Genomic DNA, 18,415 nt, shown 5'->3' on the forward strand with positions numbered 1-18,415 from the left:
AAAAATGTAACGAAAAAAGGAGTGATTAACCTATGGCTGGCTTTTATACCGAAGCAGACTATGAAAATTCTGTTATAGAGCTATTTCAGAATATGGGGTATCGGCATGTCTATGCTCCTGATTTGGAGCGGGACTTCAAAAGCCCCCTGTATGAAGATAAATTAGACGAAACACTGCATCGTTTGAATCCGGATATGCCGGAGGACGCAATTCACGATGCTTTGTATAAGCTGAGAAATTTTGAAAATGCGGAAATTGTGCAGAAAAACGCTCTTTTTATGGATTACATTCAGCACGGTGTAGAAGTGCGTTATTTTGTCAAGGGTGAGGAACGCTCCGGCTTGGTATATCTTGTTGATTACAAGAATCCGGACAACAACTCCTTTATTGTGGCGAACCAGTGGACATTTATTGAGAACAGCACCAAACGCCCTGACGTACTGCTATTTTTGAATGGTATGCCGGTAGTCCTGGTGGAACTGAAATCTCCCTCTCGTGAGGAAACGGATGCATCCGAAGCATACACACAGATTCGCAACTATATGCATGAGATTCCTTCCATGTTTATTTATAACTGTATCTGTGTTATGAGTGACCTTATGACATCGAAAGCTGGTACAATCACTTCTGGCGAAGATCGCTTCATGGAATGGAAAACGAAGGACGGCGGCTATGAAAATACACAGTATGCTCAGTTCGATACATTTTTTGAGGGTATTTTTGAAAAAGAACGTTTACTGGATATTATCAAGAACTTTATCTGTTTCTCCAATGAAGGAACCAAACAGTTCAAGATATTAGCAGGTTATCACCAGTATTTTGCTGTCAATAAGGCAGTACTTTCCACGAAACACGCAACGGAGACAGACGGCAAGGGTGGTGTATTCTGGCATACACAAGGCAGCGGCAAATCGCTGTCGATGGTGTTTTATGCCCATTGTCTGCAAGATGCTTTGGATAGCCCGACCATCGTAGTTATCACAGATCGCAACGACCTGGATGACCAGCTTTACAGGCAATTTGCCAAGTGCAAGGATTTTCTGCGTCAAGACCCAGTTCATGCCGAAAGCCGGGTGCATTTGAAAGAATTACTGGACGGTAGAAAAGCAAACGGCATTATTTTTACCACGATGCAGAAATTTGAGGAATCCTTTGATTGCCTTTCTGAGCGCAGAAATATTGTGGTTATGGCGGATGAAGCTCATCGTGGGCAGTACGGTTTGAAAGAAAAGGTCGATGTCAAGACAGGTGAAATCAAAATCGGTTCTGCTCGTATTATCCGCAATGCTCTGCCGAATGCAACTTTTATCGGATTTACCGGAACACCGATTTCTATGAAAGACCGCAATACTCGTGAAGTGTTTGGTGACTACATAGATATTTACGACATGACACAGGCAGTTGAAGATGGTGCTACTCGTCCAGTATATTACGAAAGCCGTGTTATCAAGCTGAAACTGGATGAGCAGACTTTGAAGCTCATTGACCAAGAATATGACATTATGGCAAAAAATGCTGATCCAGAGGTTATCGAAAGGAGCAAAAAAGAACTGGGGAAGATGGAAGCCATTCTTGGCAATGAGAAAACTATCAACTCCCTTGTGGACGATATTTTGAATCATTATGAAAATTATCGTGCGAATCTGCTCACAGGTAAGGCAATGATCGTAGCATACTCACGCCCTATTGCCATGAAGATATATGAGCGAATCTTGCAACTTCGTCCCGGATGGACGGATAAGGTTGCTGTTGTTATGACAGGTAGTAACAAAGATCCAGAAGAATGGAATAAAATCATTGGCAATAAACACCATAAGGATGAGCTGGCAAAGGAGTTTAAGGATAATGATAGTCCGCTGAAGATTGCCATTGTCGTGGATATGTGGCTTACAGGATTTGATGTGCCATCTCTTGCAACCATGTATGTGTACAAGCCGATGCAGGGGTATAATCTGATGCAAGCTATTGCCAGAGTAAACCGTGTATTTGGAGATAAGGAAGGCGGTCTGATTGTCGATTATGTTGGCATTGCTTCTGCATTGAAGCAGGCAATGAATGACTACACTACTCGCGATAGGAAGAATTACGGTGATACAGATGTTGCCAAGGTTGCCTATCCGAAGTTCCTTGAGAAACTGTCTATCTGTCGGGATTTGTTCCACGGTTATGATTATTCCAAGTTTATGACAGGTACGGATTTGGAGCGTTCCAAGGCAATCAGCGGTGCGGTCAACTTTATTGTCGCTGTGAATAAAGAACAGGAACGAGAGGATTTCCAGAAAGAGGCATTGCTGCTAAGGCAAGCATTGTCGCTGTGTTCTTCTCTGGCAGAAAAAGAGCTGCGTGTAGAAGCGGCATTCTTTGAATCCGTTCGTGTGCTTGTTACAAGATTGATGAATCAGGGAGAGGGGAAGAAAATTTCTCTGCCAGAAATGAATGCTCGCATTAACGAGCTTCTGAAAGCCAGTGTTCAGAGCGAAGGCGTCATTAACCTTTTCTCAGATATAAATCAGGAATTTTCGCTCTTTGATCCAAAGTTCCTTGAGGAAATCTCTAAAATGAAGGAAAAAAACCTTGCTGTAGAGCTGTTAAAAAGGCTGATTGCGGAACAGGTGCAGATTTACCGTCATACAAATGTGGTAAAATCGCAGAAATTCAGTGAAATTATACAGCGTGCTATGAATGCGTATCTGAATGGAATGTTGACCAATGAACAGGTTATTGAAGAATTGCTGAATCTGGCAAAACAGATTGCGACAGCTCATAAAGAGGGAGATCAGCTTGGGCTGACTGCTGATGAACTGGCATTTTATGATGCGCTGACGAAGCCGCAGGCAATTAAGGACTTCTATGAGAATGAAGAATTGATTGCTATTACAAAGGAACTGGCGGATACACTGCGTAAGAACAGGACAATAGATTGGCAGAAACGGGATTCTGCCAGAGCGAAAATGCGTATGATGATTAAGCGGTTGCTCAAAAAGCATCGCTATCCGCCGGAAGGAATGGATGATGCAGTGCAGACCGTGATGACACAGTGTGAGCTATGGACAGATAATAATGATATGGAGAATTACGCTGAGAATAGCAAGGTGTATACCTATTCTCTGAAACCAGAATTGAGTATGGTTGCTGAAGACACGGTACCGTATGGGAAATAGATGTATAAGTAAGGAAGGGAATGCTTAGATTACATTCAAAATCAAAAACATTGTTAAAGAAATATCTTTACTTTATTTAAGGGGTAAGTTATAATAATTCTGCTTAAAAGAATAAATGTGCCAAGTGCTGAAAAATATATAAAATTTACACTATTTTCAGAAGAGGGAATCAGGTGAGAATCCTGAACGATCCGGTCACTGTATTCAGTTATGCCACATTCATATCCATTGCATTTTTATGTGAGAAGGGAATGGGGATTTAAGCTGTAAGCCAGGAAACCTGCTTGGTTCATAGAAAGAAACTTCCGTGTAAAGTGCTGTCTTTCGTATCATGTTTTTTTGTGATGCCCGCTTTTTCATGGAAGCGGACTTTTTTCTTTTAAAAACAAAAAAACAAAAGAAAAAATAAGGAGAAAAAGCATGAAAAACATGAAAACAGTAGCAGGAATGTTATGTCTGGCAGGAATTCTCAGCCTGGGAATGGGAACAACTGTATTTGCGGAGGATGGAGACAGCCATTATCCCGTAACAATCACAACCTACAATTATGAGAACGAACCGGTTGAAATGACTTTTGAGAAAGCTCCGGAGAAAGTATTTGCATATGCAAACTCCAATATCGAAGAGCTTCTGGCACTTGGTCTCGGTGATAAGATCGTAGCTGCTTGCGGTCTGGACGGTGATGTGCGTGAGGATTTAAAAGATGAATTTGACAAGATTCAGTATATGGATACCAAGCCATCCAAAGAGGAAGTTGTTGCAATGGAGCCTGATTTTATTGCGGCATGGTATTCTTCTTTCAGTGATGACTGGCTTTCTGATGTAAGCTTCTGGCAGGAGAGAGATGTAAATACATACATGTCCCTGAACAGTTCTGCAAAGGGACCGGCTTCTGAGTTCCCACGTACAATTGAAGACGAATATGAGGATATCCTGAACCTTGGCAAGATCTTTGATTGCGAAGACAAGGCAGAGGAAATCGTTGATCAGATGAAGGGTGAGATTGATAAAGTAAAAGAGCATGTGGAAGGAACAGACCCGTTATCCGTAGCCGTTCTTGAGGATGAGGGAGATTCCTTCCGTGTATATGGAACAGAGACACTTGGCGGAAATATTCCGGAGACACTTGGTGCAGAGCTGAAGCTTGGTGCAGAGAACTCTGAAAACGTTGGTGCAGAGGATCTGATTGCAGCTGATCCGGATGTATTATTCATGATCAACTATGATGGATTTATGACAGCTGATGAGGCAATCGCTGATATTACAGATAACCCTGCATATGCGAGCCTTTCTGCAGTTAAGAACAACAAAGTATTCTCTGTAAACCTGAACGAGGTATACTGCAGCGGTGTCAGAACCTATGATGGAATTATGACATTTGCAAAAGCATTATATCCGGATCTGTACGAATAAAATGAAAAGAAAACCGGATTTTAAAAATGGAATTTTTCATGGAAAGCCGATCTATGTGCTGGCGGTGATATTACTGACTGTGCTTCTGGTGATATCCATTCTGACTGCAGTTACCATTGGTTCTGTAGATCTTTCTGTGAAAGATGTGTATAGTGTAATTTTGTATAAAGTGTTTGGAATCGGGGATCCGGAGGTTTATGGTGTAGGAGCCATGTCTGATATTGTGTGGTTTATCCGCCTTCCCCGTATTCTTCTTGCAACAGCCGTTGGCATGGGTCTGGCAGTTGCAGGTGTGGTAATGCAGGCCATTGTGAAAAATCCGATTGCAGATCCGTATATTCTTGGTATTTCCTCTGGTGCATCTCTTGGTGCAACAGTGGCAATCTTTCTTGGAGTTGGAGCCGTATTTGGCTCCAACTCTATTGGAATCTGCGCATTTATCGGAGCCTTCCTTATTTCTGTACTGGTACAGATCACTGCAAATATAGGAGGCCGGGCAAATTCAGTCCGACTTCTGCTTGCAGGTACAGCACTTGGAAGTGTGTGCAGTGCATTTTCAAACTTTGTTGTCTATATTGCGGGCGACAGAGATGGAATCCAGACAGTTACTTTCTGGCTGATGGGAAGTCTGGCAGGCGCGAAATGGGAAAATCTGGCTGTGATTATTCCCTGCGTTTTTATAGCAACCCTGTTTTTCTGCACCCAGAGCCGTATTCTCAATATGATGCTGCTTGGAGATGAGGTATCCATCACATTAGGAACTGACCTGCACAGATATCGTCAGGTGTATCTTGTAGTGACAGCACTGTTGATCGGTTTTGTGGTATATTCCGCAGGTATCATTGGATTTGTAGGACTCATTATTCCTCATGTGGTACGAATGTTCTTTGGAACCGATCATAAGAAAATGCTTCCACTGTCAGCACTTAGCGGTTCCATTTTCCTGATCTGGGCAGATGTTGCTTCCAGGATCATTATTCCCAAGAGTGAAGTCCCAATCGGAATCCTGGTATCCATGATCGGAGCACCTTGCTTTATTTATCTGCTGGTACGCAGATCTTATGGATTCGGAGGTGAGAAATCATGAAACTGACAGCTTCTGATATCCATGTGGAGCTTGGCGGAAATGAGATTCTTAAGGGAATTGACGCAGCCATAAAGGAAAAGGAATTTGTAGGAATTATAGGACCAAACGGAAGTGGAAAAAGTACATTGCTGAAATGTATTTACCGTGTACTGAAGCCAGATACCGGTGTGATCATGCTGGATGGAAAACCGCTGAGCGAATATAAGGTAAAGGATTCTGCAAAAGCACTGGCAGTGGTGTCTCAGCATAACTACTATAATTTTGAATTTTCTGTCCAGGAAATTGTAATGATGGGAAGGGCTCCTCATAAGAAAACCATGGAGCGGGATAACGCTGAGGATTATAAAATAGTGGAAGAATGTCTGGAAAAAGTGGGAATGCTTCCCTATCGGCACCGTGTTTTTTCAAGTTTGTCTGGCGGTGAGCAGCAGAGAATCATTCTGGCAAGAGCTCTGGCACAGAAAACAGACTGTCTGATTCTGGATGAGCCTACCAACCATCTTGACATCAAATACCAGCTCCAGCTTCTGGATATTGTAAAAAGTCTTGGGGTCACTGTGATCGGTGCTTTGCATGATCTGAATATTGCAGCAGCATACTGCGACCGGATCTATGCCATGAAGAACGGTCGTCTGGTGGCTTGCGGAACTCCGGAAGAAGTCATTACAGAAAATTTTATACATATGTTATATGAAGTAGATGCAACTGTAAAAAAGGATGAATACGGCATGCTGAATGTTACATACCATCCTTTGCATGTGAAAAAATAAAGGAAAAGTGGAGGAAATCTGAATGAGCGATACAGCAAAAAAAGGGATCCTTGTAGTCAGCTTTGGCACCAGTCACGAGGACACCAGAGCAGTGACCATTGATGCGATTGAAAAAGAAATTGGAGCTGCTTTTACAGATTGTAAAGTTTATCGCGCATGGACAAGCAAGATGATCCTTGCCAGAATTGCAAAGAGAGATCATATTCACTATGACAATGTGACAGAAGCAATGGAGCGTATGAGAACAGATGGAATCACAGAGGTGATCGTCCAGCCTACGCATGTAATGAACGGTGTGGAAAATGATCTTATGAAAAAGGATGTTCTGGCGTATGCGGATTATTTCCGATCTGTGAAATTCGGAGCTCCTCTGCTTACAACAGAAGAAGATAATGAGTATGTGGTGAAAGCGGTTGCAGATGAGTTCCCTGTAATTAAGGATAAGGAAACGGCACTTGTGCTTATGGGGCATGGAACCGAGCACTACGCAAATGCCGTTTATGCCGCACTGGATTACAGATTCAAGGATATGGGATATGAAAATGTGATCGTAGGAACTGTGGAAGGTTATCCTGAAATTGACCAGGTCCTGAAACAGCTTGGAAAATGCGGGGTAAAAAAAGTGGTAATCGCACCGTTTATGATCGTTGCCGGTGACCATGCGAAAAATGACATGGCAGGAGAGGAAGAAGACTCCTGGAAAAATATCATCAGCAAAGCTGGCTATGAAGTGCAGACAGTTCTGAAAGGACTGGGGGAATATGAAAGTATTCGAAAACTCTTTGTGGAACATGCGAGGGAAGCGGTATGATTAAAATTGGAACACTGACCTGCCTTCACTCCAATAATGTGTGTGCCAGAGTGGGATGCCTGAAAGCCTTTCAGAATCGCAGTGACTTTTTTGATGGATATTCTCCGGACACACTTCTGGGAGCAATGATGACCTGTAATGGATGCAAAAGTACAAATCCCAAAGAACCGGATGTAGATGAGGGAATTCTGGAAAAAATAGACAGGCTGGTCAGCGAAGAAATTAAGGTAATGCATGTGGGAGCCTGTCGTCTGGACAGGGAGAAAAAAGAGTGCCCACGAATAGCCAAAATCTGTGAGATGATAGAATACAGGGGAATCCAGGTGGTAAGAGGAACTCACAGAGAATCCTGAAACAGGATAGAGAAATCGTATAGGGGAAACTTCCAGGCAGATTGTGGAAAATAGTCTGTCTGGAAGCTTTTTTATTGCTGTGTTTTGCCTGGCTTTATTGACAATATACGCAGGAATTAGTAAAATGAGCGGTGGCAGAAAATGATATTTAAGGAGAATTACATAAGATGAGTATTTCTATGATTGGAATAGACCATAGTATGGCTCCCGTAGATATACGAGCCTTGTTTGCATTTACCAGAAAAAATGCAGGGGAGGCTATGGAAAAATTAAAGGAACAGCGGGGAATAGACGGCTGTATTATTCTTTCTACATGCAATCGCCTGGAGGTATGGGCAAGTGTGGATGATGAGGCAGAGCTTTCTTTATATAAAGAGCTTTGTAAACTGAAAAATATTAATGATGATCAGTACGAGATATATTTTACAAAGCGTGAAGGCCATGCTGCTGTGGAACATCTGTTTTACCTTGCATCCGGTCTAAAATCCCAGATACTTGGAGAAGATCAGATTCTTACTCAGGTAAAAGATGCACTGGGAATTGCCAGAGAGCATTTTACAACAGATGGAGCCCTTGAAGTGCTTTTCCGAATGGCTGTAACAGCAGGAAAAAAGATTAAAACTGAGGTGCCATTTTCTCATGGGAATCCGTCTGTGATCCATCAGGCGATAGAAATGCTTGACAGACAGGGCTATTGCGTACAGGATAAGGTCTGCATGGTGATCGGAAATGGAGAAATGGGAAAGGTTGCAGCCCAGGCTCTTATGGAAGCCGGTGCAGATGTGACTGTAACCGTGCGTCAGTATCGCAGCGGAATGGTGAATATTCCATTTGGATGTAAACGAATTAATTATGGCGAAAGAATGGACTATCTGCCTAAGTGTGATCTTGTAGTCAGTGCTACGGCAAGTCCGAATTTTACTTTGCGTGAGGAACTGTTTGAAAATCTGGAACTGGAAAAAAGTATTGTTCTCATTGATCTGGCAGTTCCAAGGGATATTGAACCGGAGGTTGGAAAATTCGAAGGGATAACCTTGTTTGATATGGATAGCTTCCGCATGGAAGAAACTCCGGCTGAGCTTCAGGAAAATCTTGAGGCGGCAGGGCTGATCGTGAGAGATCAGATGGATGAATTCTTTAAATGGTTAGATGGTAAGGAACTGATACCAAGAATTCAGGAAATCAAAGAGAATGCAGTGAATGACTTTAACCTGCGGATCATGAAGCCATTGAAAAACACACAGATGGATGAGCAGGAAAAAGAGAAGTTGATAAATGCAGTGGATACTGCAATGGGGAAGGTTATAAATAAAATGCTGTTTGCATTGAGAGACAGTGTGAATGAGAAAGCATTTCTGGAATGTGTAGCAGGACTGGAGAAAACATATGAAAAATAAGCGCTATTTCCCACTGTATGTGGATCTATCGGATAAGAATATTGTGGTAGTGGGTGGGGGAACCATTGCCACAAGAAGAGTGAAAGCATTATTATTATTTACCAGGAATATTACAGTAATTGCGCCGAAGATGACAGCAGATCTCTGGGAACTGGGCAAGCTGGGAAAAATTCAGATCCAGCCCCGCCCTGTGAAAAAATCAGATTTCTCTATGGCTTATATGGTGCTGGCTGTTACGAATAACACTGAGTTAAATGAAGAAATTTACCGTATCTGTAAAGAAGAGGGAATTTATGTAAATGTTGCAAGTGATAAGAATTTGTGCGATTTTTACTTTCCCGGAATTTGTCTGAAGGATGATATTGTAGTGGGAATCACGGCCAGCGGTGTCAATCACAAAAAGGCTAAGGCAGTAAGAGAAAAAATGCAGGCACTTCTGGAAGAACTGGAAAAAGATGAGGATAGTTATGAATAAAAAAGTTGTGATCGGAAGCAGGGAAAGCAAGCTTGCCGTACTGCAAAGCCAGATGGTGAGGGACTATATTGTCTGCAAGCACCCGGAAACAGATGTGGAAATTCTTACCATGAAGACCACAGGTGACAAAATTCTGGACCGTACGCTTGATAAAATCGGAGGAAAAGGTCTGTTTGTAAAAGAACTGGACCGGGCGCTTCTGGAAGGAAGAAGCCAGTTGTCGGTTCATAGTCTGAAAGATATGCCAATGGAAATCTCAGAGGAACTTCCCATACTTGCTTTTTCCAGACGTGAAGATGCAAGGGATGTACTGGTTCTTCCAGAAGGCTGCTATACTTTGGATCCATCCAAACCCATCGGATGTTCCAGTCTTCGAAGAAAACTGCAGCTGAAAGAAATTTATCCGGATATGAATGTGAAAAGCATTCGTGGAAATCTTCAGACAAGACTGGAGAAGCTGGATAACGGAGATTATGCTGGGTTAGTTCTTGCAGCCGCAGGGTTGAAGCGTCTGGGACTTGAAAAAAGAATCAGCCGGTATTTTGATACAGAAGAAATGGTTCCGGCAGCAGGTCAGGGAATCCTGGCTGTCCAGGGAAGAAAAGGGCTGGATTATGAATATCTGGAAGGATATGACGATCTGCAGGCACACCAGGCGGCAGCAGCGGAGCGTGCCTTTGTGAAATATTTAAACGGAGGCTGTACTTCTCCTGTGGCAGCCTATGGAGAAATCAAAGATGGTCAGTTGAAACTTACCGGCCTTTATTACGAGGAAGAAACCGGACATTACCTGAAAGGATATAAAACAGGAAATCCTTCAGATGCAGAAGAACTGGGAACTTCTCTTGCAAAAGAACTGCAGGAGCGCTGCAAAGTGGAATACAAAGAGTCTGGCTTGCAGGAAGACAACAAAAAAGAACCGGGAAAAGTCTGGCTAGTGGGAGCCGGTCCTGGAGATGTGGGACTTTTTACAATGAAAGGTGCCCAGGTGCTGGAACAGGCAGATGTGGTTGTTTATGACAGCCTGGTAGGACAGGGAATCCTGACCAGAATTCCTGCTTCTGCAAAATTGATCAACGTGGGAAAACGTGCCGGCCACCATACCATGTCCCAGGAGAAGATCAATCAGGTTCTTGCTGAAGAGGCAAAAAAGGGCAACAAGGTAGTACGCCTGAAAGGCGGCGATCCTTTTCTCTTTGGACGAGGAGGAGAGGAGCTGGAGCTTCTTACAAAGGAGGGCATTCCTTATGAAATAGTTCCTGGTGTGACCTCCCCGATTTCCGTACCTGCATACAATGGGATTCCTGTGACACATCGGGATTTCTGTTCCTCTGTCCATGTTATCACCGGACATAAACGCAAGGGTATGGAGTACGACATTGATTTTGGGGCACTGGTGCATACAAAGGGAACTCTTGTTTTTCTTATGGGAATCACTGCCATGGAGGATATCTGCAATGGTCTTATGAAAGCTGGTATGGAACCGGATATGCCTGCCGCTGTTTTGTCCAAAGGAACCACAGCAGGTCAGAAACGAGTGGTGGCTACTGTTGGTACCCTGAAAGCCGCGGCTGACCAGGCGAAGATCCAGACACCGGCCATTATTGTGGTAGGAAAGGTCTGCACTCTGGCAGATGATTTTGCCTGGTATGAGAAATTACCTCTGGCAGGCTGGAAGATCCTTGTCACCCGGCCAAAGGAGAATATTTCCAGAACTGCGGCCCTTCTTCGGGAGAAAGGTGCAGAAGTACTGGAACTTCCATCCATCAGTATTATCCCTCTGGAGGATCAGAGCAGACTGTACCAGGCCTTTTCTCATATCCGCAGCTATGACTGGCTGGTATTTACAAGTCCTGCAGGCGTGGAAGTTTTCTTCAGGCAAATGGAGAAAAAGAAGATCGACCTGCGTTCTCTTGGAAATGCAAAAATCGCGGTGATCGGTGAGGGCACAAAGAAGAAGTTTCTGGAAAGAGGAATCTATCCGGATTTCATGCCTTCTGTTTATGATGGAAATACCCTTGGAAAAGAACTTGGCGCTCTTTTAAATGGAACAGAAAAGATTCTGATTCCAAGAGCCTCCCTTGGAAACAGGGAGCTGGCAGAAGAACTGAAAAAAACAGGTGCACAGGTGGATGATGTTCCGACTTATGAGACCGGATATGTAAGCAGTCCTCTTATTAATGAGAAGAAAGAATTTGAAGAGGGCACCATTGACCTGGCTGTATTTACCAGTGCTTCCACAGTGAAAGGCTTTGTGGAGAGTACCAAAGGACTTGATTATTCCAGGGTTCGTGCTGCATGTATTGGGAAACAGACTCGTGCAGCGGCGGATTCTTATGGAATGCAGACATATATGTCAGAAAAAGCAACCATCGACAGTCTGATCGAACTGGTTGAGACACTGAAGAGGAGTGAAGAAAAATGGAACTGATTAAGAGACCTAGAAGATTAAGGGGCAGTGCAAATTTGCGAAAAATGGTGAGAGAGACCAGAATGGACAAATCTTCTCTTATCTATCCGCTGTTTGTAATGGAAGGAAATGGAATCCAGGAAGAGATTCCTTCCATGGAAGGGCAGTACCGTTACAGCCTGGACCGTCTTCCCTATAAGCTGGAGCAGTTGGAAAAAGCAGGAGTAAACAGCATTATGCTTTTTGGAATCCCGGATCATAAGGATGAAGTCGGAAGCGGCGCTTACGCTCAGGATGGTATTGTACAGAAGGCACTTCGGGAAGCAAAGAGCAGATTTCCAGAGATGTATTATGTGACAGATGTGTGTATGTGTGAATATACCTCTCACGGTCACTGCGGCGTTCTTTGCGGCCATGATGTTGACAACGACAAGACATTGGAGCTTCTGGCAAAAACAGCTCTGTCTCATGCGCAGGCTGGCTCTGATATGATCGCGCCTTCCGATATGATGGACGGACGTGTAGCTGCCATCCGTAAAGAACTGGATCTGGGCGGTTATACCAATATTCCAATCATGTCTTATGCGGTGAAATACGCTTCTGCGTTCTATGGCCCGTTCCGTGATGCAGCCGGAAGTGCTCCTGCTTTTGGAGACCGCAAGAGCTATCAGATGGATTTCCACAATAGAAGAGAGGGAATGAAAGAAGCTCTTATGGATATTGAAGAAGGCGCTGATATTATTATGGTGAAGCCTGCCATGTCTTATCTTGATATGGTATCTGAGATCTCCAAGGCTGTGAATGTTCCGGTAGCTGCCTATAGTGTAAGTGGTGAGTATGCCATGGTGAAGGCGGCGGCAAAGATGGGCTGGATCGACGAAGAGCGGATCATTGGAGAAATGGCTGTGGGAGCTTATCGTGCAGGTGCCCAGATTTATATCACTTATTTTGCAGAAGAAATTGCAAAAATGATGGAGGAAGGGAGAATCGGATAATGACAAAGTCTGAGAAGCTTTTTGAGAGAGCGGTAAAAAGAATCCCTGGCGGTGTAAACAGTCCGGTGCGTGCATATGGCGCTATTGGAGAAGCACCGAGATTTATTGAACGTGCAGAAGGCTGCTATATTTATGATGTAGATGGCAACCGCTATATTGATTACATAGATTCCTGGGGACCAATGATCCTGGGACACAATTTTCCTGCAATACGGGAAAGTGTTCTGAAGGCCTGTGAAAAAGGTCTGAGCTTTGGATGCGCTACAGAGATCGAAGTGAAAATGGCTGAATTTATCTGTGACAGAATCCCGCATGTGGATATGATCCGAATGGTCAATTCTGGTACAGAAGCTGTTATGAGTGCAATCCGTGTTGCAAGAGGTTATACGGGGAAAAATAAGATCATCAAATTTGCAGGCTGCTATCATGGACACAGTGATGCCATGCTGGTAAGCGCAGGTTCCGGTGTGATGACAAGTGGTGTGCCGGACAGTGCCGGTGTTTCAAAAGGCTGTACAGAGGATACTATGCTGGCAGCTTACAACGATCTTGGCAGTGTGGAGACTCTTTTTCAGCAGGCAGATGGCCAGGTGGCAGCAGTGATCGTGGAAGCAGTTGGAGCCAACATGGGTGTAGTTCCGCCAAGGGAAGGATTTCTGCAGGGACTTCGCGCTCTTTGCGACCAATACCATGCCCTTCTTATTTTTGATGAGGTGATCACCGGATTCCGACTTGCATTTGGCGGCGCAGCACAGTATTTTGGTGTAACACCGGATCTGGTTACTTATGGAAAAATCATTGGTGCCGGAATGCCGGTAGGTGCATATGGCGGAAGAAGAGATGTGATGGAATTGGTTGCTCCGGCAGGAAAAGTATATCAGGCAGGTACTTTAAGCGGAAATCCGGTAGCTATGGCTGCCGGGCTTACCCAGCTGAAATATTTGTATGACCATCAGGAAATTTACACGGAACTGGAGAAAAAGGGAGAGCTTCTCTACGGTGGAATGGGAAAAATCGTGAAAGAAAAAGGTCTGAATTACCAGATGAATTATGTGGGCTCTCTTGGAAGCCTGTTCTTTACGGGACAGCCTGTTGTAGATTATGTTTCTGCAAAATCTTCTGACACAGTGGCATTTGCAGAATATTTCAAAAAAATGCTGAATATGGGAATTCATATGGCTCCGTCCCAGTTTGAAGCCATGTTCCTGTCAGCGGCTCATACAGATGAAATTATTATGGAAACTCTGGATGCAGTAAAGCTTGTTCTTTGAAAATGTGTGTGGTATAATTTAGACACAATTACATAAAAGAAACCAGAATACGAGTTGCTGTAATAAAATGCGGCTGTAATAAATGAACCGTGGCAGAGGATTTACTGATATAGAGAATGCAGTAATATTCAGAGCTGCACAGTGACCCGCTACGCTGTAAAAAAGATCGGAAGAACAGCGTGAACGGACGGTTTCCAGAAAGAGACTGTAGGAGGCTAGACAAATGGGTAAGAAATATGTGGCTTATGTAGGAACCTATACTCACGGAACCAGCAAGGGAATTCAGGTTTATGACGTGAACCTGGAAGAAGGTACTCTCACAGAGAGAAGTGAAGTGGAAGTAAGTAATGCGTCTTATACTGCGGTATCCAAGAATGGAAAATACCTTTATTCTATCGAGGATGAGGGCGTTGCGGTATTCAAGCGTGATCATAATGGCGATTTGGCACGTATCAACAGCGTGGATATTGATGGCATGAGAGGTTGTTTCCTTGCTACAGACGTAGATGGCAAATATCTTTACGTAGCAGGTTATCACGATGGAAAGGTAACCGTTGTACACACTCATAAGGATGGACGTCTTGGAAGTGTTATGGACGGTGTTTTCCACACTGGTCTTGGAAGTGTTGCAGAGCGTAACTTCCGTCCTCACGTAAACTGTGTACGTCCTACTCCGGATAATAAATATCTCTGCGCAGTAGATAATGGAATTGACCAGATCAAGGTTTACCGGATCAATAAGCGCACAGATAAGCTGGAGCTTGTTGATATTGTCCGCTGCCCGAGAGAGAGCGGACCGCGTATTATCCGTTTCAGCGCAGATGGACGTTATGCATATGTTCTGTTTGAGCTGAGCAATGAGATTAAAGTGTACAGCTACAATGGAGAGGGTGATACTCCGGAGTTTGAGCTGCTTCAAAGTGTTTCCACCCTTGCGAAGAAGGAAGACGGAAGCGTATCTCATAATGCCGCATCAGGTCTTGCTCTTGCACCGGATGGCAAGCATTTATTCTGCACTACAGCAGGTGAGAATACAGTAGGTATGTTTGAGGTAGATGGTGAGACTGGTCTTCTGGATCGTAAATTTGTTCTTCCTGTAAGTGGTGATTATCCGAAAGACCTTGTTATTTTCCCGGATAATCAGCACATTGCCGTTGCCAACCACTCCAGCAACAGCATTACAACCTTCAAGGTTGACTACGAGAAGAACATCATTATGATGAAGGGCAAACCACGTAAGATCGAGACCCCAAACTGTATCAATATCTGGCCGGTACCGGATGGAGAGGATATTGAGGATATAGAGGCCTGATACATTCTGATTGACAAACAGGAAATGCTGTATTATACTTTTCGATGTTGTGTTGAGAATTGAATAAAACGACCATTTTGGTGCCTGGTGGAAATTAAAATAAATTCTAGCAGGTCAAACGGGAAACAGGTGAAAATCCTGTGCTATGCCGTAGCTGTAACAGTTGAGTAAGCTTTCGAAACCACTGAATTTTTATCGGGAAGGGAAAGCATTATGATGACACTGGAGCCAGAATACCGGCCAGAATGAAGAACTTTTGCTGCGGGGCACGGTATAGGGGTTGGTTTTATATAACAGGATTATTATGTCATTAAGCCGCTGCGTTAGCAGCGGCTTTTTCACGCTTTTATTACATGAATTCCCTGATTTGGCAGAAGTTTATGCTATTGGAAAGGATAAACACAAATGGCAGAATTGTTAAAGAATATTCAGTCATATTGGGATATGAGAGCTGGAGGATTTTCAGATGCCAGTATGGAAGAAAGAAAAACAGAACCTGGAGAGAGATGGGAAAATATTTTCAAAAATTCTCTTAAAACGGGATGCCATGTATTAGATGATGGGTGTGGCGCTGGCTTTTTTACCACTTTGCTTGCTTCGATGGGATTTCAGGTGACTGCGGTAGATTATAGCACAAAAATGCTGGAAGAAGTCAGAAGAAATCTGGAGACAGAAGGACTTAAAGCAGAACTTCATCAGATGGATGTGCAAAGCTTAGAATTTGCTGATAATTCCTTCGACGCAGTGGTATCAAGAAACGTATTCTGGAACCTGGAGCATGCAGATAAAGCTTATGAGGAAGCGTACAGGGTTCTAAAAAAAGATGGAATTCTAATTCTGGAAGATGGAAATTATTATCGCCGTTTTTTTAGTGATAAGTATCAGAAAGCCTATGATGAGTTTCAGCGGGGACATGAAAAAGAAGAACAAGGGTGCCATGCGCGACATAATAAAGAAAATGTAGATTTTTCCATTATGGATGAAATTGCAAAGAAATTGCCAATGAGTCAGGTAGATCGACCTGACTGGGATTTTAATAAACTTGTAGAAACAGGATTTCATAAAATACAGGTGGAAATATCTGGCAGCCCTTTACCGATGAGTTTTTGTATTGTAGCACAGAAAGGCTGAAAAAGTGAAAAGAGAGATTATAAAACGACTGATTTCACTTGTGATTATTTTGTTTGGGCTGTCTCTGATGACCTTTGGACTTACATATATTTTGCCGTCAAATCCAGCTGAACAGCTGGCAGAATCTATGGGTGCAGGTCATGACCGGGAGGTAATTGCAAAGATTGAAGAAAAATACGGATTAGACAAATCTTTTGGAGAGCAGTATGTGAATTGGCTGAAGGGTGCGTTACATGGCGATTTCGGAATGTCGGTAAAATATGCACAGCCCGTTTCCCAGGTATTAGGAAGAAAACTCCCCAATACGGTTAAACTGGCAGTTGCATCGTTTATTCTGATGATATTAATTTCTTTTCCGTTAGGAATTTTATCAGCAGTATATAAGGATAAAAAGGCTGATTATATTATTCGGTTTATGTCTTTTATTGGAATTTCACTGCCTAGCTTCTGGGTTGGTATGATGATGATCTATTTTTTTGCAGTTAAGATGCACTGGCTGCCTGTGGGGGGATCAGATTCTTTTAAAAGTCTGATCATGCCGTCTGTAACACTTTCGTTAAGCATGAGTGCGTACTACATAAGACGGATCAGGGCGGTAATGGTCGAGCAGATGAATGAGGAATATATAAATGGCTGTCAAGCAAGGGGAATTGGAAGGTTTCGTACAATTTTCTTTCATGTGCTGCCAAATTCCCTGCTTACTGTAGTGACAATGCTCGGCATGTCATTTGGAGGATTACTTGGTGGAACAATGATCGTTGAAACGGTCTTTAGCTGGAATGGAATCGGCAGCGCAGCAGTGGCTGCGATTTCCGGCAGAGATTACCAGCTGATCCAGGGATATGTTATGTGGATGGGATGTATTTATGTACTGGTGAATCTTTTGGTAGATATATCTTACCAGTGGCTTGATCCAAGAATTAGAAGAGGAGCCCTGCAACATGAAGAGTAAGAAAAAATTATGGATTCGTTTTGTGATTATAATGGCATTTGCAGTGCTTTTCTTATTATTTGCATTGTTCGCGGGAAAATTTGCACCTTATGATCCGTTGGAAACACACTATACAGACCTTCTGAAAGCGCCATGCAAACAGTATCTCATGGGAACTGATCAGATGGGAAGGGATATATTTTCGAGAATTCTTTACGGAGGAAAAACATCACTTTTGATCGCATTTGTTGTGACAGCGATCATTTCCGTTGTAGGAATTCTTATCGGGACAATAGCAGGCTTCTGGGGAGGCGCTTTTGATGCTGTTTTAATGCGTTTATCTGACATGCTGATGGCCTTTCCTGGTTCCATTTTTACAATTGCACTTGTAAGCTTTCTTGGTACAGGACTTCCAAATCTGATTTTGGCAATGACCATAACAGGATGGACTTATTATGCAAGAATTAGCCGGTCATTAGTGCTTTCCATAAAAAATAATACATATATAGAGCAGGCAAGACTGGGAGGCGCTAATAATTTCCGGATTATGACAGATTATATTATTCCAAATGTCATGCCTTCGCTGTTAGTAAATATTACGCAGGATATTGGAAGTAAACTTTTGACCATTGCAGGTCTTTCCCTGCTGGGGCTTGGTTCCCAGCCACCTACACCGGAGTGGGGATATATGCTGTCTGAGGGAAAAGACTATATGTATTCGGCACCCTGGATGCTTATGGCACCTGGTATTGTTATTTTAATAAATGTAATCATATTTAATTTACTTGGAGACAGTGTTCAGGATCTGATGAATCCGAAAAGAAAAAATTAATAATGTTTACTCTTTAAAATAAAGAGTTGAACATAGATTATAGTTTAACAACAGGAGGAGAAATAA

At 43.2% G+C, this 18,415-nt stretch carries 15 protein-coding genes and 2 riboswitches; all 15 genes read left to right on the top strand.

The genetic code is table 11. From position 1 onward, the window contains the following. Window positions 1-32 precede the first annotated feature (32 nt). The 15 genes from AB5Z12_RS04125 (at window position 33) to nikC (ending at window position 18,349) form a co-directional block, all read left to right on the top strand. Complete coding sequence (locus AB5Z12_RS04125) at window positions 33-3,161, top strand: type I restriction endonuclease subunit R (RefSeq protein ID WP_148462851.1); 3,129 nt, start codon at window positions 33-35, stop codon at window positions 3,159-3,161. 105 nt (window positions 3,162-3,266) lie between these two features. Further along, a riboswitch (cobalamin riboswitch) is annotated at window positions 3,267-3,464 on the top strand. A gap of 117 nt (window positions 3,465-3,581) precedes the next feature. Beyond that, on the top strand, window positions 3,582-4,574 hold the full coding sequence (locus AB5Z12_RS04130; protein ID WP_148462850.1) for an ABC transporter substrate-binding protein: 993 nt from the start codon (window positions 3,582-3,584) through the stop codon (window positions 4,572-4,574). 1 nt (window position 4,575) lies between these two features. After that, complete coding sequence (locus AB5Z12_RS04135) at window positions 4,576-5,661, top strand: iron ABC transporter permease (RefSeq protein ID WP_173716563.1); 1,086 nt, start codon at window positions 4,576-4,578, stop codon at window positions 5,659-5,661. Next, window positions 5,658-6,431 (top strand): ABC transporter ATP-binding protein, encoded by a 774-nt coding sequence (locus AB5Z12_RS04140; protein ID WP_173735317.1) that lies wholly within the window; start codon window positions 5,658-5,660, stop codon window positions 6,429-6,431. Before AB5Z12_RS04135 ends, AB5Z12_RS04140 begins: the two co-directional genes overlap by 4 nt. Window positions 6,432-6,453: 22 nt before the next feature. Then, on the top strand, window positions 6,454-7,242 hold the full coding sequence (locus AB5Z12_RS04145) for a sirohydrochlorin cobaltochelatase (RefSeq protein WP_173735318.1): 789 nt from the start codon (window positions 6,454-6,456) through the stop codon (window positions 7,240-7,242). Continuing rightward, window positions 7,239-7,595, top strand: coding sequence for a CGGC domain-containing protein (locus AB5Z12_RS04150; RefSeq protein WP_173735319.1), 357 nt, complete (start codon window positions 7,239-7,241; stop codon window positions 7,593-7,595). The genes AB5Z12_RS04145 and AB5Z12_RS04150 overlap by 4 nt, the downstream gene beginning before the upstream one ends. A gap of 167 nt (window positions 7,596-7,762) precedes the next feature. After that, window positions 7,763-8,992: a glutamyl-tRNA reductase gene (gene hemA, locus AB5Z12_RS04155; protein ID WP_173735320.1), complete on the top strand. Its 1,230-nt coding sequence runs from the start codon at window positions 7,763-7,765 to the stop codon at window positions 8,990-8,992. Continuing rightward, the gene (locus AB5Z12_RS04160; protein ID WP_173717535.1) at window positions 8,982-9,467 is read left to right on the top strand and encodes a bifunctional precorrin-2 dehydrogenase/sirohydrochlorin ferrochelatase; all 486 of its coding nucleotides are present in this window, start codon (window positions 8,982-8,984) and stop codon (window positions 9,465-9,467) included. Before hemA ends, AB5Z12_RS04160 begins: the two co-directional genes overlap by 11 nt. Beyond that, window positions 9,460-11,898: a uroporphyrinogen-III C-methyltransferase gene (gene cobA / locus AB5Z12_RS04165; RefSeq protein WP_173773558.1), complete on the top strand. Its 2,439-nt coding sequence runs from the start codon at window positions 9,460-9,462 to the stop codon at window positions 11,896-11,898. Before AB5Z12_RS04160 ends, cobA begins: the two co-directional genes overlap by 8 nt. Continuing rightward, entirely contained in the window at window positions 11,889-12,872 is a 984-nt protein-coding gene (gene hemB / locus AB5Z12_RS04170) for a porphobilinogen synthase (protein WP_173773557.1), read from the top strand. Before cobA ends, hemB begins: the two co-directional genes overlap by 10 nt. Then, a complete protein-coding gene (gene hemL, locus AB5Z12_RS04175; RefSeq protein WP_368368565.1) occupies window positions 12,872-14,143 on the top strand; it encodes a glutamate-1-semialdehyde 2,1-aminomutase in 1,272 nt (423 codons plus the stop codon). Before hemB ends, hemL begins: the two co-directional genes overlap by 1 nt. A gap of 223 nt (window positions 14,144-14,366) precedes the next feature. Further along, window positions 14,367-15,455 (top strand): lactonase family protein, encoded by a 1,089-nt coding sequence (locus AB5Z12_RS04180; RefSeq protein ID WP_118579985.1) that lies wholly within the window; start codon window positions 14,367-14,369, stop codon window positions 15,453-15,455. A gap of 61 nt (window positions 15,456-15,516) precedes the next feature. Further along, a riboswitch (cobalamin riboswitch) is annotated at window positions 15,517-15,715 on the top strand. 145 nt (window positions 15,716-15,860) lie between these two features. After that, window positions 15,861-16,586 (top strand): class I SAM-dependent methyltransferase, encoded by a 726-nt coding sequence (locus tag AB5Z12_RS04185; protein WP_173772426.1) that lies wholly within the window; start codon window positions 15,861-15,863, stop codon window positions 16,584-16,586. Window positions 16,587-16,590: 4 nt separating this feature from the next. Beyond that, a complete protein-coding gene (nikB, locus tag AB5Z12_RS04190; RefSeq protein ID WP_118579991.1) occupies window positions 16,591-17,538 on the top strand; it encodes a nickel ABC transporter permease in 948 nt (315 codons plus the stop codon). Beyond that, on the top strand, window positions 17,528-18,349 hold the full coding sequence (gene nikC / locus AB5Z12_RS04195; RefSeq protein WP_368368566.1) for a nickel transporter permease: 822 nt from the start codon (window positions 17,528-17,530) through the stop codon (window positions 18,347-18,349). Before nikB ends, nikC begins: the two co-directional genes overlap by 11 nt. Window positions 18,350-18,415: the final 66 nt, after the last annotated feature.

The sequence above is a fragment of the Ruminococcus sp. RTP21358st1_G6_RTP21358_211008 genome (assembly GCF_040908885.1).
Lineage (GTDB): Bacteria > Bacillota > Clostridia > Lachnospirales > Lachnospiraceae > Blautia_A > Blautia_A faecis.

Excerpts from the sequence above, each read along its gene's own strand:
- AB5Z12_RS04125 (WP_148462851.1), top strand. The coding sequence starts at position 33 with ATGGCTGGCTTTTATACCGAAGCAGACTATGAAAATTCTGTTATAGAG.
- AB5Z12_RS04130 (WP_148462850.1), top strand. The coding sequence starts at position 3,582 with ATGAAAAACATGAAAACAGTAGCAGGAATGTTATGTCTGGCAGGAATT.
- AB5Z12_RS04135 (WP_173716563.1), top strand. The coding sequence starts at position 4,576 with ATGAAAAGAAAACCGGATTTTAAAAATGGAATTTTTCATGGAAAGCCG.
- AB5Z12_RS04140 (WP_173735317.1), top strand. The coding sequence starts at position 5,658 with ATGAAACTGACAGCTTCTGATATCCATGTGGAGCTTGGCGGAAATGAG.
- AB5Z12_RS04145 (WP_173735318.1), top strand. The coding sequence starts at position 6,454 with ATGAGCGATACAGCAAAAAAAGGGATCCTTGTAGTCAGCTTTGGCACC.
- AB5Z12_RS04150 (WP_173735319.1), top strand. The coding sequence starts at position 7,239 with ATGATTAAAATTGGAACACTGACCTGCCTTCACTCCAATAATGTGTGT.
- hemA (WP_173735320.1), top strand. The coding sequence starts at position 7,763 with ATGAGTATTTCTATGATTGGAATAGACCATAGTATGGCTCCCGTAGAT.
- AB5Z12_RS04160 (WP_173717535.1), top strand. The coding sequence starts at position 8,982 with ATGAAAAATAAGCGCTATTTCCCACTGTATGTGGATCTATCGGATAAG.
- cobA (WP_173773558.1), top strand. The coding sequence starts at position 9,460 with ATGAATAAAAAAGTTGTGATCGGAAGCAGGGAAAGCAAGCTTGCCGTA.
- hemB (WP_173773557.1), top strand. The coding sequence starts at position 11,889 with ATGGAACTGATTAAGAGACCTAGAAGATTAAGGGGCAGTGCAAATTTG.
- hemL (WP_368368565.1), top strand. The coding sequence starts at position 12,872 with ATGACAAAGTCTGAGAAGCTTTTTGAGAGAGCGGTAAAAAGAATCCCT.
- AB5Z12_RS04180 (WP_118579985.1), top strand. The coding sequence starts at position 14,367 with ATGGGTAAGAAATATGTGGCTTATGTAGGAACCTATACTCACGGAACC.
- AB5Z12_RS04185 (WP_173772426.1), top strand. The coding sequence starts at position 15,861 with ATGGCAGAATTGTTAAAGAATATTCAGTCATATTGGGATATGAGAGCT.
- nikC (WP_368368566.1), top strand. The coding sequence starts at position 17,528 with ATGAAGAGTAAGAAAAAATTATGGATTCGTTTTGTGATTATAATGGCA.